17 protein-coding genes and 1 pseudogene are annotated in these 22,558 nt (G+C 73.1%); 9 read left to right on the top strand and 9 right to left on the bottom strand.

Annotation, left to right across the window (positions count from 1 at the left end):
• Nucleotides 1-174 precede the first annotated feature (174 nt).
• Together ACGFYH_RS00985 and ACGFYH_RS00980 are read right to left on the bottom strand one after the other, a co-directional pair.
• Nucleotides 175-1,482 (bottom strand): deoxyguanosinetriphosphate triphosphohydrolase, encoded by a 1,308-nt coding sequence (locus ACGFYH_RS00985; protein ID WP_393800995.1) that lies wholly within the window; start codon nt 1,480-1,482, stop codon nt 175-177.
• Nucleotides 1,483-1,630: 148 nt separating this feature from the next.
• Nucleotides 1,631-2,488 (bottom strand): sirohydrochlorin chelatase, encoded by an 858-nt coding sequence (locus ACGFYH_RS00980; RefSeq protein WP_393800994.1) that lies wholly within the window; start codon nt 2,486-2,488, stop codon nt 1,631-1,633.
• 166 nt (nt 2,489-2,654) lie between these two features.
• On the opposite strand from ACGFYH_RS00980, the gene ACGFYH_RS00975 reads away from it, so the two are divergent.
• The 3 genes from ACGFYH_RS00975 (at nt 2,655) to ACGFYH_RS00965 (ending at nt 6,801) form a co-directional block, all read left to right on the top strand.
• On the top strand, nt 2,655-3,341 hold the full coding sequence (locus tag ACGFYH_RS00975) for a vancomycin high temperature exclusion protein (RefSeq protein ID WP_393800993.1): 687 nt from the start codon (nt 2,655-2,657) through the stop codon (nt 3,339-3,341).
• A gap of 118 nt (nt 3,342-3,459) precedes the next feature.
• A complete protein-coding gene (locus ACGFYH_RS00970) occupies nt 3,460-5,553 on the top strand; it encodes a molybdopterin oxidoreductase family protein (protein ID WP_393801503.1) in 2,094 nt (697 codons plus the stop codon).
• Between the two features lie 318 nt (nt 5,554-5,871).
• A complete protein-coding gene (locus ACGFYH_RS00965) occupies nt 5,872-6,801 on the top strand; it encodes a LysR family transcriptional regulator (RefSeq protein WP_393800992.1) in 930 nt (309 codons plus the stop codon).
• On the opposite strand, the gene ACGFYH_RS00960 is transcribed toward ACGFYH_RS00965, so the two are convergent.
• The 3 genes and pseudogenes from ACGFYH_RS00960 to ACGFYH_RS00950 all read right to left on the bottom strand — a co-directional run bounded on the left by ACGFYH_RS00960 (nt 6,750) and on the right by ACGFYH_RS00950 (nt 9,018).
• Nucleotides 6,750-7,493: an SDR family oxidoreductase gene (locus ACGFYH_RS00960; protein WP_393800991.1), complete on the bottom strand. Its 744-nt coding sequence runs from the start codon at nt 7,491-7,493 to the stop codon at nt 6,750-6,752. The two genes, ACGFYH_RS00965 and ACGFYH_RS00960, sit on opposite strands and share 52 nt — an antisense overlap.
• Nucleotides 7,494-7,552: 59 nt before the next feature.
• A complete protein-coding gene (locus ACGFYH_RS00955; RefSeq protein WP_393800990.1) occupies nt 7,553-8,320 on the bottom strand; it encodes an SDR family oxidoreductase in 768 nt (255 codons plus the stop codon).
• Between the two features lie 110 nt (nt 8,321-8,430).
• Nucleotides 8,431-9,018: pseudogene (locus ACGFYH_RS00950) on the bottom strand (NADPH-dependent FMN reductase).
• Between the two features lie 317 nt (nt 9,019-9,335).
• On the opposite strand from ACGFYH_RS00950, the gene ACGFYH_RS00945 reads away from it, so the two are divergent.
• Complete coding sequence (locus tag ACGFYH_RS00945) at nt 9,336-9,872, top strand: hypothetical protein (protein WP_393800989.1); 537 nt, start codon at nt 9,336-9,338, stop codon at nt 9,870-9,872.
• Between the two features lie 119 nt (nt 9,873-9,991).
• Nucleotides 9,992-10,612 (top strand): class F sortase, encoded by a 621-nt coding sequence (locus ACGFYH_RS00940; RefSeq protein ID WP_393800988.1) that lies wholly within the window; start codon nt 9,992-9,994, stop codon nt 10,610-10,612.
• Nucleotides 10,613-10,908: 296 nt separating this feature from the next.
• On the opposite strand, the gene ACGFYH_RS00935 is transcribed toward ACGFYH_RS00940, so the two are convergent.
• Nucleotides 10,909-11,691: a sulfite exporter TauE/SafE family protein gene (locus ACGFYH_RS00935; RefSeq protein ID WP_393800987.1), complete on the bottom strand. Its 783-nt coding sequence runs from the start codon at nt 11,689-11,691 to the stop codon at nt 10,909-10,911.
• Nucleotides 11,692-11,857: 166 nt separating this feature from the next.
• Between ACGFYH_RS00935 and ACGFYH_RS00930 the strand changes: the two genes are divergently transcribed.
• From ACGFYH_RS00930 to nirD, 3 genes are read left to right on the top strand one after another with little or no spacing between them, the layout of a single operon-like run.
• Nucleotides 11,858-13,138, top strand: coding sequence for an NAD(P)/FAD-dependent oxidoreductase (locus ACGFYH_RS00930; RefSeq protein WP_393800986.1), 1,281 nt, complete (start codon nt 11,858-11,860; stop codon nt 13,136-13,138).
• A complete protein-coding gene (nirB, locus tag ACGFYH_RS00925; RefSeq protein WP_393800985.1) occupies nt 13,138-15,753 on the top strand; it encodes a nitrite reductase large subunit NirB in 2,616 nt (871 codons plus the stop codon). The genes ACGFYH_RS00930 and nirB overlap by 1 nt, the downstream gene beginning before the upstream one ends.
• On the top strand, nt 15,750-16,115 hold the full coding sequence (nirD, locus tag ACGFYH_RS00920; RefSeq protein ID WP_393800984.1) for a nitrite reductase small subunit NirD: 366 nt from the start codon (nt 15,750-15,752) through the stop codon (nt 16,113-16,115). Before nirB ends, nirD begins: the two co-directional genes overlap by 4 nt.
• Before the next feature lie 220 nt (nt 16,116-16,335).
• Here nirD and ACGFYH_RS00915 read toward each other — a convergent pair whose 3' ends face one another.
• Entirely contained in the window at nt 16,336-17,268 is a 933-nt protein-coding gene (locus tag ACGFYH_RS00915; RefSeq protein ID WP_393800983.1) for an oxidoreductase, read from the bottom strand.
• Nucleotides 17,269-17,455: 187 nt separating this feature from the next.
• Here ACGFYH_RS00915 and ACGFYH_RS00910 point away from each other — a divergent pair, with 187 nt between their 5' ends.
• Nucleotides 17,456-17,914, top strand: a complete 459-nt coding sequence (locus ACGFYH_RS00910; RefSeq protein ID WP_393800982.1) for an LAETG motif-containing sortase-dependent surface protein — start codon at nt 17,456-17,458, stop codon at nt 17,912-17,914.
• Between the two features lie 31 nt (nt 17,915-17,945).
• Here the strand turns inward: ACGFYH_RS00910 and ACGFYH_RS00905 are convergent, their stop codons facing one another.
• Nucleotides 17,946-19,154, bottom strand: coding sequence for an acyltransferase family protein (locus tag ACGFYH_RS00905; RefSeq protein ID WP_393800981.1), 1,209 nt, complete (start codon nt 19,152-19,154; stop codon nt 17,946-17,948).
• 250 nt (nt 19,155-19,404) lie between these two features.
• Nucleotides 19,405-22,134: a pyruvate, phosphate dikinase gene (ppdK, locus tag ACGFYH_RS00900; RefSeq protein WP_393800980.1), complete on the bottom strand. Its 2,730-nt coding sequence runs from the start codon at nt 22,132-22,134 to the stop codon at nt 19,405-19,407.
• Nucleotides 22,135-22,558 lie beyond the last annotated feature (424 nt).

Below are 22,558 nucleotides of genomic sequence, written 5' to 3'. Positions count from 1 at the left end.
TCCCGCACGTGGCGTGGTGCGGGAAGGGGCAGTGACCCGATCGGGCCACGGAATGCCGCGTTTCGGGCGCCCGGGTACCGCGTTGCGGGCGCCCGGGTACCGCGTTGCGGGCGCCCGGGTACCGCGTTGCGGGCGCCCGGGGCATGCCGGATCACACCCGTCCCGCCGCCAGTCTCATGGATGCCCCGTCAGACGGGCGTGAAGCGAGCGGGCCGAGGTGTCGGTGAGGGAGGCGATCTGGTCGACGATCACCCGTTTGCGGGCCCGGTCGTCGGCGGCGCCGTCGAACAGGGTGCGGAACTGCGGGTCGAGGCCGTCGGGGGCGCGGGCGGTGAGTGCCTCGGCCAGCTCGGCGACGACGATCCGCTGGTCGGCGCGGAGCCGCTTCTGCTCGACGCGCTGCATGACGTAGCGGACGGCGACCGCCTTGAGGACGGCGCACTCCATGCGGGTCTCGCGGGGGACGACCAGCTCGGCGGTGTACCGGGTGAGCCGGCCGCCGCCTTCCCCGGTGCCCGGACGGCCCGGGCGGTGCTCCCAGGCGGCCCGGGTGGCGGCCTCGGCGGCGAGGCAGAAGCGGCCGATGAGCTGACTGGTGGCGTCCTTCAGGCGGGCCTGGGCGACCGCCGAGCCGTCGTAGCCGTGCGGCCACCAGTCCTGCGCGAGGAGGCGGTCGAGGGCGGCGGCGAGTTCGGCGTGGTCGGTGCCGGCCGGGACGCAGCGGCCGACGGCGACCTCGAAGACGGCCTCGCGCTCGGGGCCGGCGAGCAGGCAGTCCGGGTCGATGTGGCCGGCGTGCAGGCCGTCCTCGACGTCGTGCACGGAGTACGCCACGTCGTCGGCCCAGTCCATGACCTGCGCCTCGAAGCAGGTGCGGGTGCCGGGCGCGTCCTCGCGGAGCCAGTCGAAGACGGGCCGGTCGTCGTCGTACACGCCGAACTTGGACGAGGCCGGGTCGGTGGGGTGGCCGCCGCGCGGCCAGGGGTACTTCGTCGCGGCGTCGAGCGTGGCGCGGGTGAGGTTGAGGCCGACGGAGCCGTCCTCGGTGAAGCGCTTGGGCTCGATGCGGGTGAGGAGCCTCAGCGACTGGGCGTTGCCCTCGAAGCCCCCGCAGTCCTCGGCGAACGCGTTGAGCGCCTGTTCCCCGTTGTGCCCGAAGGGCGGGTGCCCGAGGTCGTGGGCGAGGCAGGCCGCCTCGACGAGGTCCGGGTCGCAGCCGAGGGCGGCGCCGAGTTCCCTGCCGACCTGGGCGCACTCCAGGGAGTGCGTGAGGCGGGTGCGGGGGCTGGCGTCCCAGACGGAGCTGCCCTCCCCCGGCGCGACGACCTGCGTCTTGCCGGCGAGGCGGCGCAGGGCGGAGGAGTGCAGGATACGGGCGCGGTCGCGCTGGAAGGCGGTGCGGCCGGGGCGTTTGTCCGGCTCGGGGGCGTAGCGGGCCACTGACGTGGGGTCGTACGGGGTGGGGGGTGCGGTGCCTTCCATGTCATGACAGTAAGCGGAAGGTGTGACAGGTGGGGTGCGGATGCGTCTGCCGGGTTCTGTAGTCGCGCGGCTGCGGGCCGTCTGTGGCTGGTCGCGCCCACGCGGCGGGCCGCACATCGGCAGGGCCCGCGCCTCCGGTAGGGCTTCGCTAGATAGCCCTACCAAAGGATTTTGGCGCTGCCCGGCGTATCGAGGCGCTGCCTGTGACCGGTTTCACTGCCTCGTCGTAGCGGTGGAGCAGAAGCCGGGCCATCGCCGGGTGGGTGCCCAACGGGGCCGACGCGATCCACGGCGCCGCTGCCGCGCACTCCGTCGCGAAGCGGCCCGGGGCTGTGAAGCAGGAAGCGACGGCCACCCGGCGGTGGCCCCTGGCCGTCAGGACGCGTACCGCCTCCGGGACCGTGGGGGAGGCCGCCGAGGCGTAGGCCGGGAGCACCGGGACGCCCAGGCGTGCGGCGAGGAGGGCCGCGGTGCGGGCGGTGTCGGTGGCCGAGTCCGGGGCGCGGGAGCCGGCGGAGGCGAGGACGACGGCGTGGTCCGACCCCGCGTGGGTGGGCCAGCCGGCCTCCAGAAGGCGGGCGTGGAGGGCGTCCACGAGGAGGGGGTGCGGGCCGAGCGGGGCGGCGACGCTGGTGCGGGCCGGGGACTCGGCGGCCATCTCGGGGATGTCGCGTCCCACGTGGTGGCCGCGGCTGAGCAGGAGGGGGACGAGTACGGCCTCCCTGGCCTCCCCGTCGCCGAGGGCTGCCAGCGTGTCGGGCAGCAGGGGGGCGTTCAGCTCGATGTGGCCGAGGTGCACCGGCAGGGCGGGGCGCAGGGCGCGGACCCGGTCGAGGAGGGCGCTCACGGTGCTCAGCGCGCGCGGGTCGCGGCTGCCGTGGGCGACGACGACCAGGGCCGGTCTCTGGCCGGCGGCCGCCGTGCTCCACTTGTTCGTCGCGCTCGTCACCGTCCTGTTCGTCCCGCTCGTCACCGTCGTCGCCGTCGTCGCCGTCGTCGCCGTCATGCACCGAGGGTGGCGGCCGGACGTTGCCTCCCCGTTGCGTGGGTGTCACAGGGGCTTTCCGTCGGTCCGCGCGGCACCGCCCGCCCCGTGTGAGCGGTGCCGGATGAACCGGACGGTGCGCCCGGACGTCCCTGATGACGGGGACCGACAGGGGAGGGACCGTCCGATGCGCCGACCGGGACTTCGCCGACCGCGTCTGCCGCGCACCCGCAGGGGGCGGCGGAGACTGGTCCAGGCGGCCATGGCCGGGTGCGTGCTGGCGCTGCTGCCCGCGACGTGGCCGCACCTGGTCGCGGACGACCGGCTGCGCGGCACCGCCGACGTCCCCCGTACCGAGGTCGCCGTCGTCTTCGGCGCCGGACTGTGGGACGGGGAGCCGTCGCCGTACCTCGCGCACCGGCTGGACGCGGCGGCCGAGCTGTACCGGGCGGGGCGGATCGAGGTGGTGCTCGTGAGCGGGGACAACAGCCGCGAGGAGTACGACGAGCCGGACGCCATGCGGGCCTACCTGGTGCGGCACGGGGTGCCCGACGGGCGGATCGTCGGCGACTACGCGGGTTTCGACACCTGGGACTCCTGCGTGCGCGCGAAGAAGATCTTCGGGGTGGACCGGGCCGTGCTGATCAGCCAGGGCTTCCACATCCGGCGGGCGGTGGCGCTGTGCCAGGAGGCTGGGGTGACGTCGTACGGCGTCGGGGTCGACGACAAGCACGACGTGACCTGGTACTACGGGGGCGCCCGGGAGATCCTCGCGGCGGGCAGGGCGGTGCTGGACGCGGTCTTCGAGCCGGATCCGCACTTCCTCGGGCCGAGGGAGCCGGGGGTGGCGCGGGCGTTCGCCGACGCCGGGTGACGCGTCCCTCACCGCGGCCGGAGGGCGGCGGGGAGGTCACCGTCCCGGCGGTGTAACAGAGCGCCGCCCGGTCGCGTAACACGGACGACGCACGCTGGGCGGCATGCAGAACACCGGCATGCGGAAGACCGCCACGCCCACGCACTGCCCCTACTGCGCCCTGCAGTGCGGGATGAATCTGACGCCCGCCGCCGACGGGACCGTCGAGGTGAGCGAGCGCGCGGACTTCCCGGTGAACCGGGGCGCGCTGTGCGGCAAGGGGCGGACGGCGCCGGCGGTGCTCGCGTCGGGGGCGCGGCTGACCTCGCCGCTGGTGCGGTCGAGCGGCGGTGCGCTGGTGCCGGCCCGCTGGGACGAGGCGCTGGACCGGATCGCCGGGAACCTGGCCCGCACGCGGGCGGAGCGCGGCGCGGACGCGCTCGGGGTGTTCGGCGGGGGCGGGCTGACCAACGAGAAGGCGTACACGCTGGGCAAGTTCGCCCGGGTGGTGCTGGGCACCTCGCAGATCGACTACAACGGGCGGTTCTGCATGTCGTCGGCCGCGGCGGCCGGGACGAGGGCGTTCGGTCTCGACCGGGGGCTGCCGTTCCCGCTGGAGGACATCCCGAAGACCGGCTGCGTGATCCTCGTCGGGTCGAACCCGGCGGAGACGATGCCGCCGTCCCTGCGGTACTTCACCGAACTGCGCGAGAACGGCGGCACGCTGATCGTCGTCGACCCGCGGCGGACGAAGACCGCGGAACAGGCCGACCTGCATCTCGCGCCCCGGCCCGGGACCGACCTGGCGCTCGCGCTGGGCATGCTGCACCTGGTGGTCTCCGAGGGGCGGGTCGACGAGCGGTACGTCGAGGAGCGCACGGCCGGCTGGGAGGAGGCGCGGGCGGCGGCGATGGCGCACTGGCCGGAGTACGTGGAGCGGATCACGGGCGTGTCCGTGCCCGAACTGCGGGAGGCGGTGCGGCTGTTCTGCGCGCCCGAGGCGGCGATGGTGCTGACCGCGCGCGGGCCCGAGCAGCAGGCCAAGGGCACGGACACGGTGGGCGCATGGATCAACCTGTGCCTGGCGACCGGGCGGGCGGGGCGTCCGCTGTCGGGGTACGGCTGTCTGACCGGGCAGGGCAACGGGCAGGGCGGGCGTGAACACGGCCAGAAGGCCGACCAGTTGCCCGGCTACCGCAAGCTGACCGACCCGGCGGCAAGGCGGCATGTGGCGCAGGTGTGGGGCGTGGACCCGGACTCGCTGCCGGGTCCCGGGCGCAGTGCGTACGAGCTGCTGGACGCGCTGGGCACGGACATCGGGGCGCTGCTGGTGATGGGCTCCAACCCGGTGGTGTCGGCGCCCCGCGCGGCGCACGTCGAGGAGCGGCTGCGGTCGCTGGACTTCCTGGCCGTGTGCGACGTGGTGCTCTCCGAGACGGCGGCGCTGGCGGACGTCGTCCTGCCGGTGACGCAGTGGGCGGAGGAGTCGGGGACCACGACCAGCCTGGAGGGGAGGGTGCTGCTGCGGCGGCGTGCGATCACCCCGCCGGACGGGGTCCGCAGCGACCTGGAGGTGCTGCACGAGCTGGCCGCCCGGCTCGGCGTGGAGAAGGGGTTTTCGACCGAGCCCGAGGAGGTCTTCGAGGAGCTGCGCCGGGCGAGCGCGGGCGGCCCGGCGGACTACTCCGGGATCGACTACCGGCGGCTGGCGCGGGAGAACGGGGTGTTCTGGCCGTGCCCGGCGCCCCAGGACGAGGAGACCGTGTCCCACCCGGGCACCCCGCGCCTGTTCCTCGACCGGTTCGCCACCGACGACGGGCGGGCGAGGTTCGTGCCCGTCTCGCACCGGCCGAGCGCCGAGGAACCGGACGACGCGTACCCGGTACTGCTGACCACGGGGCGGGTGGTGGCGCAGTACCAGTCCGGCGCGCAGACCCGGCGGGTGGACGAGCTGAACGCCGCCGCGCCCGGCCCCTTCGTGGAGCTGCACCCGCGACTGGCGGCGCGGCTCGGAGCGGCCGACGGGGACCCGTTGGCGGTCGTGTCCCGGCGGGGGCGGGCGGTGGCGCCGGCCCGCGTCACCACCGGCATACGGCCCGACACCGTGTTCATGCCCTTCCACTGGCCGGGCGAGGGCCGCGCCAACACGCTGACCAACCCGGCACTGGACCCGACCTCGCGGATGCCGGAGTTCAAGGTGTGCGCGGTGCGGGTGGAGACGGTGCCGCGGTAGCCGTCACCGCACCGGCCACATCCCCGCCCTGGATCAGCCGCCCGCTCCTCCCGAGCCGGGCCGCGGCCGGGCACCGGCGGTCTGCACGACCTCGTCCACGGCTACGCGGGCGCCCCCGCCGCCACCCTGCGGGCGGCCGGCGCCCCCTCCGGCACCGGCAGTGACGCGTCCGCCGCGGCCGGCGCGGCGTGGAGCGCGGTGAACGTGGGCCGACGCCTCCCGGCCGACCCGTCTTCAGGCCGCGCTCGCCTACGCTGGCGGCGAGACCGCGGCGCGGACCGCGGCCGTCGCAGCGAGGGAACGAGGGGACGGCAGCCGATGAGCCTCCGACAGTTCGAGTACGCCCTGGCCGTTGCCGAGCAGGGCTCGGTGACGGCCGCGGCGGAGGTGCTGCGCGTCGCTCAGCCCTCGGTGTCCCAGCAGATCCGGGGCCTGGAGCGGGACCTCGGCGTGGAGCTGTTCTCCCGCACGCCGACCGGTCTCGTGCCCACCGTGGCCGGCCGCGCGTTCCTGCGGGAGGCGGAGGTCGCGGTGAGCGCGGAGCGGCGGGCGCGGGCGACGGCCCGGGCCGGCGCCGACGAGCTGGTGGGCGAGCTGGTGGTCGCGGTGCAGATGGGCCTGGGCACGCGGCAGCTGCCGGGCGCCCTGGCCGCGCTGCGCCGCCGCTTCCCACGCCTCGAGGTCACCGTCTTCGAGGAGCCGAACCCCACCGAGCTGGAGCGGCTGGCCCGCGGTGGCGTGATAGACCTCGCCCTGATGGCCGGGCCGTGCGAGGAGGGCCTGTACGACGGCCACCACCTCGGCGACGAGGAGTTCGTCGTGGTGCTGGCCGCCGGGCACCCTCAGCTCGCCGCCGACCGGGTCGCGCTGCGTGACCTGGAGCGGGAGCCGTGGGTGCGGTTCGACCCCAACAGCGCGCTCGACGGCGTACTGGTGGACGTGCTGCGGTACAACGGGCTGGCCCCGACCACGGTCGCCCGCGTCTCCCAGACGGCGACGGCCGTGCGCTGGGCCGCTCACGGGCTGGGGGTCACGTTCGTCCCGGCCTCCGCCGTGCCCCCGGGGCACGAGCACCTCGTGCGCCCGCTGTCCCCGGTCGTGTCCCAGCCCGTCGTCGCCGCGGTCCGGCCCGGCGCGGGCCCGGCGGAGACGGCCCTGCTCGAGTTCCTGCGCCAGGAGACCTGGTACAGGTTCGCTCAGAGCTGGGTGGCACCTCCGTCCACGGCGAGTTCGGCGCCGGTCGTGTAGGTGGCGTCGAAGGCGAGGAACGCGGCGGCCCGGGCGATCTCGTCGGGGGTGCCGAAACGCCGCATCGGATTGTCCGCGACCCGCTCCGCCTTGAACCGCTCGGCCTCCTGCGCGCTCATCGCCGCGTCCAGGGCTCCCGTGTCGACGGGGCCCGGACTGACCGCGTTGACCCGGATCCCGCGCGGCAGCAGCTCACGGGAGAGACTGCGGGCCATCGAGCGCAGCGCCGCCTTGCCCGCCGCGTAGACGCTGGTGTCCACCATGCCGATGACGTTCGCGACCGAGGTGGTGAGGACGACGCCGGCGCCCGTGCTGAGAAGCGGGGCGAGCTTCTGCACAGTGAAGTAGGCGCCCTTGACGTTGATCGCGAACAGCTCGTCGTACGCCTCCTCGGTCGTCGATCCGAAGGGCGTGAGGTTCGCGACGCCGGCGTTGGCGAACAGAGCGTCGACCGTGCCGAGTTCGGTCTTCACCCGGCCGGCGAGGGCGTCCAGGTCGGACAGTGAGGCCACGTCGCCCCGGACGGCCACCGCGTTCTCGCCGAGCCGCTCCCGCGCGGTGTCGAGCGTGGCCGCGGAACGGCCGGTGATCACGACGCGGGCCCCGTCGGCCACCAGCAGTTCCGCCATCGCGAAACCCATTCCACTGCCGCCACCCGTGATCACGGCATTCTTGTTGCTGTACTTACCCATTTCCGGGTCCCTTATTTTGCAGACTCTTCGGCTTTTCCAGTTTCACTTTCTTTCAGGTGTCAGCCCCTGGGATATTCCCCGCCGTCCACGGCGAGGTTGGTCCCGGTCACCCAGCCCGCCCGGTCGGACACGAGGAACAGCACCGCGTGGGCGATGTCGTCGGGCAGGCCGTCGCGTCCCAGCGGGGCGGTGCCGGTCGCGCCCGGTCCGGCGTCGAGACCCGCCCAGTACTCCCGGGTCTCCTCGCCGCCCGGGGTGGAGGTCCGGCCGGGACTGACGGTGTTGACCCGGACGCCGGAGGGGGCCAGCGTCGCGGCCAGTCCGGCGCTGTAGTTGTCCAGCGCCGCCTTCGCCGCCTGGTAGTGCAGGAACGGGGGTGCCGGGGGCGCGACCGCGGCCGAGGAGATGTGCACGATCGCCCCCGAGCGCCGTTCCCGCATGCCCGGTGCCAGAAGCGAGTTCAGCCGGACCGACGCGAGGAGGTTCAGGTTCAGCGTGTCCAGCCACTCCTCGTCGGGGATGATCAGGCCGTCCTTGTGGGGCCGCGCCCCGCCCGCGTTGTGGACCAGGATGTCCACCCCGCCGAGCGCCTCCCGCGCGGCCCCGGCGAGCGCCTCCGCTCCGGCGGGGGTCCGCACGTCCGCCTGCACGAAGCCCGCCCCCTCCGGCGCCGAGCCCGTCGCCGACCTGGCGGTCGTGATCACCTCGGCACCGGCGTCCAGAAGCCTGCCGACTATCGCCGCTCCGATTCCGCGCGTACCGCCGGTGACCAGGGCCCGCTTTCCAGCGAGTTCCCTGTTCTCCGGAGCGTTTTCCTTCACGGCCATGGCGTTGTCCCTTTCACGTTCGCATGATTACCCCCACACGGTAGATCCGGAAATTGAAGGGAAGCAAAGACGAAATTGCAGCGGCTGCCATAGGAAGCTCCTATGGCGGATCACGCGTCGTCGTAGGGCCGCTTCTCCTTCGCCGCCCGCAGGGCCTGCCCCCCACCACACCAACCGGTCGAGCATCGTCTTGGCCGCCGCGTGCGGCCCCGAGGGGTCCCTGAGCCCGCCCTCGTCGTCGAAGGACACGCCCGCGTTGTGGAAGGAGACGGTGTCGCGGACGGTGACGGCGTGCAGTTCGGCGAAGACCTGGCGCAGGTGCTCGGCGGCGCGCAGGCCGCCGGACAGACCGCCGTAGGAGACGAGGCCGACGGGCTTGGACCGCCATTCGGTGAAGTGCCAGTCGATGACGTTCTTCAGACCCGCCGGGAACGAGTGGTTGTACTCGGGGGTGAGCACGACGAACGCGTCGGCGTCCGCCAGTTCCGGGGTGATCTCCGCCCGTGCGGCACTCGCCTCCGGGGTCCGGGCGAAGGTGGCGGGCAGCTCGGTCCCGGCGACGTCCACCACCTCCGGGACCAGGTCGTCGTGGGCCTCCAGGTGTTCATGAGCCAGTCGGCGACGACGGGGCCGAAGCGGCCGTGCCGGTTGCTGCCGACGAGCAGGGTCACACGCAGGGGTGCGGTCGTGGTGTTCACGCGGGAGAGCCTGGTGGCTCAACCTTGCTCGAGGTCAAACCGCGAGGCCCAAGGGCCCGTTCGGAGGGGCCGTTCGGAGGGCCCGTTCGGAGGCACCGGTCACCCGTTCACACCCGCGTCCCGTGCCCCTCCGGATCTTTTCGGGACCTGCCCGCCACACGCCCGTGACCTGCCCAGACGCTGTCCGGTGCCGGGCGTCCGGGAGTGCGGGCGACACCCGTTCATCCCATTGCCCGCGCGTTCTCGGGGGGCGGGCCGGCTCCGGTGCCACTTTCCTCGGTAGGGCAGGGTCCACCGAAGAGCTCAAAGGAGCAGCGATGCGACGTACCGCCCGCCTGCTGACCGGTACCGCGCTCGCCGCCGCGGCCGTCGGTCTGACCACCGCGGTCCCGGTGTACGCCGGGGAACCCGGCACCGCCGGCGGCGGTCTGACGGTGTTTCCGTCCTCGGTCGTGCCGGGCGAGCGGGCGGTGGTGACCACCCCGGCGTGCGGCAAGGGCGGCTCGGCGGCGGGTGACGCGAGCGCGGTCGGCGCGGGCGCCTTCCCGCTGGCGCCGGGCACCGGCCAGGGCGAGGCGAGCGGCCACTTCGAGGTGCCGCCCAGCGCGCAGCCGGGGACGTACGAGATCGTCGCGACCTGTGGGGACGACGAACGGCGGGTGACGGGCGACCTGGTGGTCACGCTGACCTCGGCCGCCGAGCAGGTGTACCCCAGAGGAAGCGTGAAGACGGGGGTCGGTGGCGCACTCGGCCCCGATCCCGTGCAGACCGCGGCCGGCGTGGCGGCTCTCGCCGTCGCCGCCGCGGGCGGTACCTGGCTCCTGCATCGCCGGGCGAGAGGCGACGGGATCTGACGGGCACCCTCCGCTGCCCGTCCGCCGGTACCGCACTTCCCCACCCCCTCCGGGTCCGACGCCCCTCGCGGCCCGGAGGGGGCAGGGGACCTTTCAGGACGCGAGGGAGAGGGGACGTCATGCCCAGGGGCAAGGACACCGCGATAGCGGCCGTCACCGCGGCCGCCCTCTGCTCGGGTGCGTGGCTCCTGCTGGGCGACGCCTCCGCCGAGGCCCCGCCGCAGCCGTCGGCCGCGCAGGCCCGCACCGGCCGGGCCGACCGGGGCGCCGCCGCACCGGCCCTGCCCCCCTCCCCGCCGGACCGCGTCCGCATCCCGGCGATCGGCGTGGACGCCCCGCTGACGGGCCTGGGCCTGACGCGGACGGGCAGCCTGGACGTGCCGCCCGCCGAGAGGAAGAACCTCGCCGGCTGGTACGAGGCCGGCACCACCCCGGGCGAGACGGGCACCGCGGTCGTCGCCGGACACGTCGACAACGCAGAGGGCCCCGCCGTCTTCTACCGCCTCGGCGCCCTGAAGAAGGGCTCCACGATCGAGGTCGACCGGCGCGACGGCGGCATCGCGGTGTTCACCGTGGACGCGGTGGAGGTGTACGCCGCCGACGACTTCCCCGACGAGAGGGTGTACGGCGCGGCCGACCGGCCCGAGCTGCGTGTCATCACCTGCGGCGGGGCCTACTCGCGTACGACGGGCTACCAGGGCAACGTCGTCGTGTACGCCCACCTGACGGGCGGCCGCTGAGCCGCGCCGACCGGCTCCAGGGACCGACCGCGAGCGTGGGAGGACCGCCCTCGCCGCCGACGTCGAGGACCGCCCCGGTCGTCGCCCGCCCCGGTCGTCGGCCACCGCCCCGGAACGCGGCGTCGTCGCGGGTGAGGAGCCACACCGAGTGGAAGTCGACGTGGCCGTCACAGGTCACGGCCACCCGGGTGAGGCGGTGCCGGTGCTCAACCCGCCCGCGTGGACCGGGGTACGCCCGTCGCCCGTGATCGACAACGCCGCCTGTGGGCGGCGACCGCCGGGCTCGCGCGGCCGGTCTACGCCACCCACTGCTCCCACGCCAGGTTCGCCACCAGGGCGAACACCACCGTCAGCAGGACGACGCGGACGAAGCCGCTGCCCTTCTTGAGGGCGGTGTGCGCGCCGAACATGCCGCCGGCCAGGTTGAAGACGGCCATCAGGGCGGCCAGCTGCCACAGGACCGCGCCCTGCCAGGCGAACGTGGCGAGGGCGCCCGCGTTGGTGCAGCAGTTGACGATCTTGGCGGTGGCGGACGCGGTCACCAGGTCGAGGTGGAGGACGGCGGTGAGGGCCAGAACCAGGAACGTCCCCGTGCCCGGGCCGACGAGGCCGTCGTAGAAGCCGATGCCGAGGCCCGCGAGGCCGATCGCGGCGAGGATCCGGCGGGGGGTCGCCGGGCCGGTGGCGGGCGCGGTGCCGAAGGCGGGGCGCAGGATCACGAAGGCCGCGACCGCGAGCAGCACCACCATGATCACCGGCTTGAGCACCTCGGTGCTCATCCCGGCCGCGAAGAACGCCCCGCCGGACGATCCGGCGAGCGCCGCCAAGCCGATGCGTACGGCGGTGCGCACGTCCACCGGTGCCTTGCGGGCGTACGTCACCGCCGCGCCCGTGGTACCGACGATGGCGACCGCCTTGTTGGTGCCCAGCGCGTGCGCGGCCGGGGTGCCGGAGGGCAGGCCGAGCAGCAGTGCGGGCAGCAGCAGGAGCCCGCCGCCGCCGACCACGGCGTCGATCCAGCCGGCCGCGAGTGCGGCGAGGCAGAGCAGGACGACCGTGGTCAGCGATATGTCGGGCATGATCGCGACCCTATGGACGGGATGGATGTGCCGTCCATCGAGATGAGGGACTTCTGAGGTTCCCGCCACCCCTCACACGGACCGGCCGCACCCGCTGAGGGCAGCGTTCCCCGTGGGAAACAGAAGGGATGCGGACGGGTAACACCCGCACCGCACTCTCGATGCCATGACCTCGAAAACGCGTGTGGTGGTGATCGGCGCCGGACTCGCGGGCGTGGCGCTCGCCCGGCGGCTCGGTGAGCTGGGCACGCCCGCGCTGCTGGTCGGCGACGAGGAACACCGCCCGTACAACCGGGTGCTGCTCGCCGAGGTGCTGGCCGGACGGTACAGCCCCGAGGTGATCGCCCTGCCGGCGCCCGCCGGGCTGGTGCGCGGCCGGGTCACCGGCATCGACCGGGCCGGGCGGACCGTGCGGTGCGCCGACGGGTCCGTGATCGCGTACGACACCCTGGTCCTGGCCACCGGCTCCAACGCCGTGCTGCCGCCCCTGCGCGGCCTGTTCACCCCGGACCACGAGCTGCCCGAGGGCGTGCACGCGTTCCGGACGATGGACGACTGCCTGGGGCTGTCGAAGGCAGTGCGCCCGGGAGCGCGGGCGGTCGTCATCGGCGGCGGGCTCCTCGGCGTGTCCGCCGCCCGTGCGCTGGCCGTACGCGGCGCCCAGGTCGTCCTGGCCCAGCAGTCCGAGCGGCTGATGGAGCGGCAGCTCGACCCGGCGGCCTCCGCGCTCGTCCGGCGCCATCTGGAGGACCTCGGCGTCGAGGTGCACACCGAGTGCCGGGTGCGGGACGTACGGAGCGTCGGCGGGGCGGTGCGGTCGGTGGAGATGGGCGACGGGTACGCCCTCGGCGCCGACCTGGTCGTGCTCGCGTGCGGGGTCCGCCCTCGGGCCGGGCTCGCACAGGACGCGGGGCTCGGAGTCGGCAAGGGGATCCTCGTCGACGACGAGCTGCGTACCTCGGACCCGCACATCCGCGCGGTCGGCGACTGCGCCCAGCACGCGGGACGCGTGTACGGGCTGGCCGCTCCCGCCCTCGAACAGGCCGGCGCGCTGGCCGGACTGCTCGCCGGCAGCGGCACCGCCCGCTACACCGGCACCCGCGCACTGACCCGGCTCACCCTCACGGGGACCGGCGCGCCCCTCACCGGGGCCAGCGCTCCCCTCACCGGGACCGGCCCGCACCGCGCCGGGCCCGGCAGCCCCTTCGACCTCGCCGCGTTCGGCGAGACCGACCCCCGCCCCGGCGACGACGTCGTGCAGCTCGCCGACGCCACCCGGGGCACCTACCGCAAGGTCGTCGTCCGTGACGACCGGCTGGTCGGCGGTGTCCTGGTCGGCGAACTCGGCACCGTCGGCGCGCTGGCGCGCGCCTGGGAGGGAGCAGAGCCGCTCCCGTCCGACGGCGGCCCCCTGCTCCACCTGCTCACCAATGACGGAGGCTCCTGATGACCGCCACCCCGGGGCTCACCCCGACGATCGTGCTTGTCGGCCACGGCATGGTCGGCCAGCGCTTCCTCGAGGCGCTGGCCGAGCGCGGCCTGACCGGCACCCACCGTGTGGTCGTCCTGTGCGAGGAGCCGCGCCCCGCCTACGACCGGGTCAGGCTCACCTCGTACTTCTCGGGGAAGACCCCCGGGGACCTGTCGATGACCGACCCGGCCTTCATCGAGGAGCACGGCATCGAGCTGCGCGTCGGGGACCCGGCGGAGACGATCGACCGGGCCGCGCGCGAGGTGACCGCCCGGTCCGGGCTGGTCGTCGAGTACGACGTGCTCGTCCTGGCCACCGGCTCCTACCCGTTCGTCCCGCCGGTGCCCGGCAAGGACGCCGAGGGCTGCTTCGTCTACCGGACGATCGAGGACCTCCTGGCCATCGAGGAGTACGCGAAGGCCGCGACGACCGGTGCGGTGGTCGGCGGCGGGCTCCTCGGCCTGGAGGCGGCGGGCGCGCTCAAGGGACTCGGACTCGCCTCGCACATCGTGGAGTTCGCACCGCGCCTGATGCCGGTCCAGGTCGACGAGGGCGGCGGCGCGGCGCTGCTGCGCACCATCGAGGACATGGGCCTGTCCGTCCACACGGGCGTCGGCACACAGGAGATCGTGGTCGACGACGCGTCAGGCGCCGTCACCGGCATGAAGCTGTCCGACGGCTCCGAACTCGCCACCGACCTCGTGGTGTTCAGCGCCGGTGTCCGCCCCCGCGACCAGCTCGCCCGCGACTGCGGGCTGGCGGTCGGCGAGCGCGGCGGCATCAGCGTCGACGAGCGGTGCCGCACGGTCACCGACGAGCGCGTCTTCGCGATCGGCGAGTGCGCCCTGGCGGCCGACGGGCGGGTGTACGGGCTGGTGGCGCCCGGGTACGAGCAGGCGGAGACGGCCGCCGCGACCATCGCGGCCCAGGAGGCGTCCTTCACCGGCGCCGACCTGTCCACCAAGCTGAAGCTGCTCGGCGTGGACGTGGCGTCCTTCGGCGACGCGCACGGCACGGCCGGGGACTGCCTGGACGTCGTCTACTCCGACTCCCGCGCGGGTCTGTACAAGAAGCTGGTCGTCGGCCGCGACGGCACCCTGCTCGGCGGCATCCTGGTCGGCGACGCGGAGGCGTACGGCACGCTGCGCGCCTTCACCGGGTCGGTTCCGCCGGTCTCCCCCGAGTCCCTCGTACTGCCCGCCGGCGTCGGGGCCCCGGCCCAGCTGGGTCCGTCCGCGCTCCCCGACGACGCCGTGATCTGCTCCTGCCACAACGTCACCAAGGGCGCCATCAGGGGGGCGGTGGCCGACCACCGGTGCACGACCGTGCCCGAGGTGACGAAGTGCACCAGGGCCGGTTCCGGCTGCGGCTCCTGCGTCAAGGTGCTCGGCCGGCTGGTCACCGCCGAGCTGGAGGCGAGCGGCGTCGAGGTCGACAAGGGCCTGTGCGGCTGCTTCGCGCAGACCCGGGAGGAGCTGTACGAGATCGTCCGCGCCCTGCGGATCACCTCCTACCGTGAGCTGCTCGACCGGCACGGCCGGGAGGACGCGCGGGGCGGTGAGGGCTGCGAGGTGTGCAAGCCGGCGGTCGGCTCGGTCATCGCCTCCCTGGCCCCGGCGATCGGCGCGAGCGGCTACGTCCTGGAGGGCGAGCAGGCCGCGCTCCAGGACACCAACGACCACTTCCTGGCCAACCTCCAGCGCAACGGCTCCTACTCCGTCGTCCCGCGCATCCCCGGCGGCGAGATCGCCCCGGAGAAGCTCATCGTCATCGGCGAGATCGCCCGCGACTTCGGGCTCTACACGAAGATCACCGGTGGTCAGCGCATCGACATGTTCGGTGCCCGCGTCGAGCAGCTCCCGGTGATCTGGGCCCGGCTGGTGGACGCCGGCTTCGAGTCCGGGCACGCGTACGGCAAGTCTCTGCGCACGGTGAAGTCCTGCGTGGGGCGGACCTGGTGCCGCTACGGCGTCCAGGACTCGGTGCGCATGGCGATCGACCTGGAGCTGCGCTACCGGGGACTCAGGTCCCCTCACAAACTCAAGTCGGCGGTCTCCGGGTGCGCCCGTGAGTGCGCGGAGGCCCAGTCGAAGGACTTCGGCGTGATCGCCACCTCCAACGGCTGGAACCTGTACGTCGGCGGCAACGGCGGCGCCACCCCGCGCCACGCGGACCTGCTCGCGCAGGACCTCTCGGACGCCGAACTGGTCCGCCTCATCGACCGGTTCCTCATGTTCTACATCCGCACCGCCGACAAACTGGAGCGCACCTCCACCTGGCTGGAGCGCGTCCCGGGCGGCCTGGACCACGTACGGGACGTCGTCGTGCACGACTCGCTCGGCATCTGCGACGAGCTGGAGTCCCTGATGCGGGCCCACGTCTCGCACTACCGCGACGAGTGGGCCGAGACCATCAACGACCCCGAGAAGCTGGCCCGGTTCGTGTCCTTCGTGAACGCGCCCGGCACTCCCGACCCGGTCGTGGGCTTCGTGCCCGAGCGCGACCAGATGAAGCCCGACCTGCCGCTGCTGAACATCGGCCTGCAGCGCCCCTCGGAAGACGACCTCCTGGAAGGAAGCACCCGGCGATGACCCTGGCACCCGAGTCCCCGGCGCCCGAGACGACCGACCTCAAGGTCCGGCTGCGGCTGACCGACGACTGGTTCACGGCCTGTGACCTCGGCGCCCTGCTCCCGGGCCGCGGCGTGGCGGCCCTGCTGCCGGACGGCGGCCAGGTCGCCCTGTTCCGCGACCGGAACGGGGAGCTGTACGCCATCGACAACCGGGACCCGTTCACCGGCGCGGCGGTCCTCTCCCGGGGTCTGACCGGCACCCACCGGGGCCGCCCGTTCGTCGCCTCCCCGCTCCTCAAGCAGCGCTTCGACCTCACGACCGGGGAGTGCCTGGACGACGAGGCGATGCGGGTGGAGACGTACGAGGTGAAGGCCGCCTGACCGGCCTGATCTCCTCCCCGGCCCTTCCCGGCCCTTCCCGGCCCTCCGCTGCCCGCCGCTGCCCGCCCCGCCCGCCCCTGTCCCGGTCTTCGTGCCGGGCGGCGGCGCGATCGTGAACAGTGCCTCCTCCTTCGGGCGCACAGGCGCGGTCCGGGCACCGACCTGGTGGTGGACGGCGGCCGGACAACCCGGGCGCCCGGGACATCAGTGCCTCAGTGCCTCAGCGCCTCAGCGCCTCGTAGGTGATGCCCGTCAGCCGCTCGGAGGCGGCCCACAGCCGCTCCCCCATCGCGTCGTCGGTGGTCCAGGACGCCCGCCAGGACGGTGCGGGCGTCCCGCGCCACATCGCGAAGGACGGGCCGGTGAAGGAGTCGTTGGGGACGCCGGGGGCGGTCGCCGCGTACAGCACGGGCAGCGCGCCCGCCTCGGCGGACTGGGCGACGACCCGGTTCCCGAGCCGCGCGAGCCGTTCGGCGAGCCTGCGCCCCTCGGCCCGGGGCCCGGCGGTCTGCAGGCCGGTGTTGGCGTATCCCGGGTGGGCGGCGACCGCGCGCACGTCCCGGGCGCCCTCCCGTGCAGCGAGCCGGCGCGCCAGCTCATGGGTGAAAAGCAGGTTGGCGGACTTCGAGCGGGCGTAGGCGCTCCAGCGACCGTACCGCCGGACGTTGTTGAGGTCGCGCGGATCGACCCTGGCCAGCGCGTGCAGGAAGCTGGAGACGGTCACGATCCGGGCGCCGGGCGTGGCGAGCAGGGTGGGCAGCAGCAGCCCGGTGAGGGCGAAGTGGCCCAGGTGGTTGACGCCGAACTGGGTCTCGAAGCCGTTCACCGTCGTCCCGTGGGGCAGCGCCATCACCCCGGCGTTGTTGACGAGGAGATCGACCCGCTCGTACGGCAGCCCGTAGGCGAACTCCCGGACCGACGCCAGGTCGCCCAGGTCCAGCCGCGCCGGTTCGACGGCGGCACCGGGCACCTCGCCGAGGAGGCGCTGCACGGTCGCGCTCCCGCGTGCCTCGCTGCGGCAGGCGAGCACGACGGACGCCCCCTTGCGCGCCAGTTCCCGGGCGATGACGTAGCCGAGGCCGCCGTTGGCTCCGGTGACGACGGCCACGCGCCCGTCCAGGTCGGGGATGTCACCCGTGGTCCAGCCGGTCATCCGCGGCTCCTTCCCTGGTCCGGACCGTCTCACCGTACGCGCCCGGCACCCCTGAACGGAGAGCTACCGTCCGGTCACGTCACGTTCGCATCACGAGTCCTTCATATCGCCACCACGTCCCGGGCGGCTCAATAGCTTCGTCACCTCATATCCACGCATCCACACCACACCGATTCCGGGACTCTCGATGAACCTGCTCCGCAAGCCCGCCGCCGTGGCCGTCGCCGCGCTCGCCCTGGCCGCCCTGCCGGCCGCCGCCGCCCAGGCGCACGACGGCGCCCACCCGTTCGAGAACTGCACCGAGGCGTACGACGCCGGCTATTCCGACATCCCGAAGGGTGACGAGCACTACGGCGCGCACCTGGACCGCGACAAGGACGGCGTGGGCTGCGACAACCCGCCCGCCGGCTTCGTGCCCGCCGGTGACGAGGACACCGACGACGCGGCGGGCTCCGGGAGCGGGAAGGGCTCCGGGAGCGAGGCGGGCGGCGGGGACGAGGCCGCCGGGCGGCAGGGCCCCGACCTGGCGGAGACCGGCGGCGACGACGACACGCCGTACATCGCGGCGGGCGGCGCGGTCGTCGTGCTCGCCGGCGGTGGACTGATGCTGGTCACGCGCCGGCGCCGGAGCGACGGCGCCGGCTGATCCGGCGTACGGCCGCCGGGGCGCCGTCCGCTCAGCGGCGGGGCTCCGGCGGTCTGAGGCTGAAGGCGGCGCTGCTCAGCCGGCGCCGTGCGGCCCGGGCCACCGGGCGCTCGACGAACCGCTGCACGAGGTAGGCCACCGCCACCAGGGCGGCGACGGTGGCCCCGACCACGGCCCACGGGTCCGCCCGGTCGCCGAAGCGGTGCAGGATGTTGACGCCGATGGCGTCGTGCAGCAGGTACAGCGGGAAGGTCAGCGTGCCCGCGACGGTCAGCCCGCGCCAGCGGATCCGGCTGGTCCGGCCGAGGGCGACGGCGGCGATCAGCAGGAAGAACACCGTGATGACCAGGATCAGCCAGCCACGCCCCGGCTGCCAGGCGTCCCAGTTCAGGCGGCCCCCGCCGGGTGTCAGCAGATAGTGCAGCGCCAACAGCCACGACATGGCGACGATGCCCCACAGCAGCGGGGTCGGACGGTAGCGGTACATGAGGTAGAAGGCCATGCCCGCGATGAAGTACGGCGCGGACGGCGGGTTCACCAGCAGCGTGAGCAGGTGGATGTCGGCACCGGGGGCCAGCACCGCGGCGACCGTCCACAGTCCGCAGTAGATCACCACGCGCTGGTAGGTCAGGCCCTTCCACACCACGACCGCGAAGGTGAGGTAGAAGCACAGCTCGGGCCAGAGCGTCCAGTAGACGGAGTCCAGGTTGTCCACGCCGAGAGGCGTCTGGAGCATCGTCAGGTTGGCGAAGATCACGCGCGGGTGCGGCCGCCCGAACGGGCTGTCGGCGAAGTAGACCACGCACGCCGTGACCCCGATGGCCACCCAGTACATCGGGTACAGCCGGGTCACGCGCGAGATGAAGAAGTCGCGCGGGGTGCGGCCCCAGGCGCTCATGCAGATGACGAAGCCACTGATCAGGAAGAACAGTTCGACACCGAGCCGGCCGTAGGCGAAGTACGCGTGCGACCCGGGGAAGACGGTGTCGACGGGGCGGCCCCAGATGGTCTCCATGGTGACGGGCACCTGGCCGACGAAGTGGAAGAAGACCACGCACAGAGCCGCCAGGAACCGGAGCCCGTCGAGTGCCGCGAGCCGGTTCCCGCGGACGGGCGGGCCGGCCGCGGCGACCCGCGCCTCGGCGCCGGTCCGCGGACCGGGCACCGCGGAGGCGACTGCGCCCCCGGACCCGCCCGGGGCGGTCGAGCCGGCCGGTTCCCTGTATTCCGTCTGGGTCATCCAACCACCGTTCCGGGCGTCGGCCGCTGTCCGCTGGCACGGCTCTCGAACTTCCTCGACAGCTTGCTGCTGCTCGCCACAGAGCGATTCACACCGTCGAACGCGTCACAGAAGACGGGCCGGACGACACGCGAAAGGCGGCACCCCCGCACAGGGTGCCGCCTTTTCCCGTGGTCCGGAGCCGCCGCCGATCGGTGAGGGTGGTCGGGTGACGGGCGGCGGCTCCGGGGCCCGAGGACCCCTTCGGGGGTTACCGGTGGTCGCTGCCCTTCGACCGCGACGCCGCCCGCCCGGCCTCCAGGCGGGCCACCGGAATCCGGAACGGGGAGCAGGAGACGTAGTCCAGACCCACTTCGTGGAAGAAGTGGACCGACTCGGGGTCGCCGCCGTGCTCACCGCAGACGCCGAGCTTCAGGTCGGGGCGGGTGGCGCGGCCGGCCTTCGCGGCGGCGGCGACCAAGGCGCCGACGCCGTCCTTGTCGATGGTCTCGAACGGGGAGACGCCGAAGATGCCCTTCTCCAGGTAGGCGGTGAAGAAGCTGGCCTCGACGTCGTCGCGGCTGAAGCCCCACACGGTCTGGGTCAGGTCGTTGGTGCCGAAGGAGAAGAACTCCGCGGCCTCGGCGATCTGGCCGGCCGTCAGCGCGGCGCGCGGCAGCTCGATCATCGTGCCGATCGACAGCTTGAGCTTCGCGCCGGTGGCCGCCTCGACCTCCGCGATGACCTGGTCGGCCTCCTCGCGGACGATCTCCAGCTCCTGGACGGTGCCGACCAGCGGGATCATGATCTCGGCGCGCGGGTCGCCCTTGGCCGCCTTGCGCTCGGCCGCGGCCTCGGCGATGGCGCGGACCTGCATCGTGAACAGACCGGGGATGACCAGCCCGAGGCGGACGCCGCGCAGGCCCAGCATCGGGTTCTGCTCGTGCAGCCGGTGCACGGCCTGGAGGAGGCGCAGCTCGTTCTCGTGCGGCTCCTGACGGGATTCGGCGAGCGCGACACGCACCGACAGTTCGGTGATGTCGGGCAGGAACTCGTGCAGTGGCGGGTCGAGCAGGCGGACGGTGACCGGGAGGCCGTCCATCGACTCGAAGAGCTGGACGAAGTCCTGCTTCTGGAGCGGCAGCAGCTCCTTCAGGGACTCTTCGCGCACGGCCTCCGTGTCGGCCAGGATCAGCCGCTCCACCAGTTCGCGCCGGTCGCCGAGGAACATGTGCTCGGTGCGGCACAGGCCGATGCCCTGGGCGCCGAAACGGCGGGCGCGCAGCGCGTCCTCGGCGTTGTCGGCGTTGGCGCGCACCCGCAGCCGGCGCTTGCGGTCGGCGAAGGCCATGATGCGGTGCACGGCCTCGACCAGCTCGTTCGCGTCCTCGGCGCCCGCGTGCATCCGGCCCTCGAAGTACTCGACGACCGGCGAAGGCACGACCGGTACCTCACCGAGGTAGACCTTGCCGGAGGAGCCGTCGATGGAGACGACGTCGCCCTCCTCGACGACGTGCCCGCCGGGCACGGTCATCCGGCGGCGCTTGGTGTCGACCTCCAGCTCCTCCGCGCCGCAGACGCAGGTCTTGCCCATGCCGCGCGCGACCACGGCCGCGTGGGAGGTCTTGCCGCCGCGCGAGGTCAGGATGCCCTCGGCGGCGATCATGCCGTCCAGGTCGTCCGGGTTGGTCTCGCGGCGGATCAGGATGACCTTCTCGCCGGAGCGGGACCACTTGACGGCGGTGTACGAGTCGAAGACGGCCTTGCCGACGGCCGCGCCCGGCGAGGCGGCGATGCCCCGACCGACCTGCTCGACCTTCGCCTCGTCGTCGAAGCGCGGGAACATCAGCTGGGCGAGCTGGGCGCCGTTGACCCGCTGGAGGGCCTCGGCCTCGTCGATCAGGCCCTGGTCGACGAGCTGGGTGGCGATGCGGAAGGCCGCGCCCGCCGTGCGCTTGCCGACGCGCGTCTGGAGCATCCACAGCCGGCCGCGCTCGATGGTGAACTCGATGTCGCAGAGATCCAGGTAGTGGTTCTCCAGCGTCTCCATGATCTGCATCAGCTGGTCGTACGACTTCTTGTCGATCGACTCCAGCTCCGCCAGTGCGACGGTGTTGCGGATGCCCGCGACCACGTCCTCGCCCTGGGCGTTCTGGAGGTAGTCGCCGTACACGCCCTGGTGGCCGGAGGCGGGGTCGCGGGTGAAGGCGACGCCGGTGCCGGAGTCGGGGCCGAGGTTGCCGAAGACCATGGAGCAGACGTTGACGGCGGTGCCGAGGTCGTGCGGAATGCGCTCCTGGCGGCGGTAGAGCTTGGCGCGCTCGCCGTTCCAGGAGTCGAAGACGGCCTTGATGGCGAGGTCCATCTGCTCGCGCGGGCCCTGCGGGAAGTCGCGGCCCGCCTCGGCCTTGACGATCTTCTTGAACTTGGTGACGAGCTCCTTGAGGTCGGCGGCCTCCAGCTCGGTGTCGACCGCGACCTTCTTGGCCGTCTTCGCCGCCTCCAGCGCCTCCTCGAAGAGGTCCCCGTCGACGCCCAGGACGGTCTTGCCGAACATCTGGATCAGCCGGCGGTAGGAGTCCCACGCGAACCGGTCGTCGCCGGCCTGCTGGGCCAGGCCCTGCACCGACTTGTCGGAGAGACCGATGTTGAGGACCGTGTCCATCATGCCGGGCATGGAGAACTTGGCTCCGGACCGCACCGACACGAGGAGTGGGTCGTCGGCCTGGCCGAGCTTCTTGCCCGCCTTCTCTTCGAGGGCGTCCAGATGCGCACTCACCTCGTCACGCAGCGCCGCGGGCTCCTCGCCGCTGTCGAGGTAGGTCTTGCAGGCCTCGGTCGTGATCGTGAAACCGGGAGGGACCGGAAGACCCAGGTTGGTCATCTCGGCGAGGTTGGCACCCTTGCCGCCGAGGAGGTCCTTGAGCTCCTTGTTGCCCTCGGTGAAGTCGTAAACGAACTTCGCCGTGTTCGCTACCTGGGGATCTTTGTTCTCCGACACGGGTCTCGACTCCTCGAGGACGCGGTGGCTGCCCTGACGGCGAGGAATGTACCCAGATCAAAGGCCCATGGGTACGTCCACTTGCCCGTCATGTGCCTGTAACCACTCGTCCGCCAGTGGATCGAAAGTCAAGGCTTGGCAAGCGACCAGTCACCAGTGTTTTCACTTCTTGAACATACGAACGCTCGAACCCATTGATTCATGCTCGCCTGAGCGCCTGACTGTACGTTTGAGTTCGGTCGATGAACGATCAGCACATGGCACTCAGTGCCACACCTTGGAGAAGTAGAGTCGCGCACGATTTGCTCATCTGAGCGTCGCTCCTATCAGAGGTGGCGAGAATCACGCTGCCACAGACCGCGGGATTTCACCATGCGGACCGGTGAACGGACCGCCCACCGCGGACGTACGACACTGCGGCGGG

Origin of the sequence: Streptomyces sp. NPDC048392, assembly GCF_043200575.1 — a bacterium.
Lineage (GTDB): Bacteria > Actinomycetota > Actinomycetes > Streptomycetales > Streptomycetaceae > Streptomyces.
This window is presented reverse-complemented; position numbering and strand designations above follow the sequence as displayed.

What these genes read in the sequence shown, in the direction of transcription:
- ACGFYH_RS00975 (WP_393800993.1), top strand. Translation starts at nt 2,655, where the DNA reads ATGCGCCGACCGGGACTTCGCCGACCGCGTCTGCCGCGCACCCGCAGG.
- nirD (WP_393800984.1), top strand. Translation starts at nt 15,750, where the DNA reads ATGACCCTGGCACCCGAGTCCCCGGCGCCCGAGACGACCGACCTCAAG.
- ACGFYH_RS00915 (WP_393800983.1), bottom strand. Translation starts at nt 17,268, where the DNA reads ATGACCGGCTGGACCACGGGTGACATCCCCGACCTGGACGGGCGCGTG.
- ACGFYH_RS00965 (WP_393800992.1), top strand. Translation starts at nt 5,872, where the DNA reads ATGAGCCTCCGACAGTTCGAGTACGCCCTGGCCGTTGCCGAGCAGGGC.
- nirB (WP_393800985.1), top strand. Translation starts at nt 13,138, where the DNA reads ATGACCGCCACCCCGGGGCTCACCCCGACGATCGTGCTTGTCGGCCAC.
- ACGFYH_RS00970 (WP_393801503.1), top strand. Translation starts at nt 3,460, where the DNA reads ATGCGGAAGACCGCCACGCCCACGCACTGCCCCTACTGCGCCCTGCAG.
- ACGFYH_RS00960 (WP_393800991.1), bottom strand. Translation starts at nt 7,493, where the DNA reads ATGGGTAAGTACAGCAACAAGAATGCCGTGATCACGGGTGGCGGCAGT.
- ACGFYH_RS00940 (WP_393800988.1), top strand. Translation starts at nt 9,992, where the DNA reads ATGCCCAGGGGCAAGGACACCGCGATAGCGGCCGTCACCGCGGCCGCC.
- ACGFYH_RS00910 (WP_393800982.1), top strand. Translation starts at nt 17,456, where the DNA reads ATGAACCTGCTCCGCAAGCCCGCCGCCGTGGCCGTCGCCGCGCTCGCC.
- ACGFYH_RS00980 (WP_393800994.1), bottom strand. Translation starts at nt 2,488, where the DNA reads ATGACGGCGACGACGGCGACGACGGCGACGACGGTGACGAGCGGGACG.
- ACGFYH_RS00985 (WP_393800995.1), bottom strand. Translation starts at nt 1,482, where the DNA reads ATGGAAGGCACCGCACCCCCCACCCCGTACGACCCCACGTCAGTGGCC.
- ACGFYH_RS00945 (WP_393800989.1), top strand. Translation starts at nt 9,336, where the DNA reads ATGCGACGTACCGCCCGCCTGCTGACCGGTACCGCGCTCGCCGCCGCG.
- ACGFYH_RS00955 (WP_393800990.1), bottom strand. Translation starts at nt 8,320, where the DNA reads ATGGCCGTGAAGGAAAACGCTCCGGAGAACAGGGAACTCGCTGGAAAG.
- ACGFYH_RS00905 (WP_393800981.1), bottom strand. Translation starts at nt 19,154, where the DNA reads ATGACCCAGACGGAATACAGGGAACCGGCCGGCTCGACCGCCCCGGGC.
- ACGFYH_RS00930 (WP_393800986.1), top strand. Translation starts at nt 11,858, where the DNA reads ATGACCTCGAAAACGCGTGTGGTGGTGATCGGCGCCGGACTCGCGGGC.
- ACGFYH_RS00935 (WP_393800987.1), bottom strand. Translation starts at nt 11,691, where the DNA reads ATGCCCGACATATCGCTGACCACGGTCGTCCTGCTCTGCCTCGCCGCA.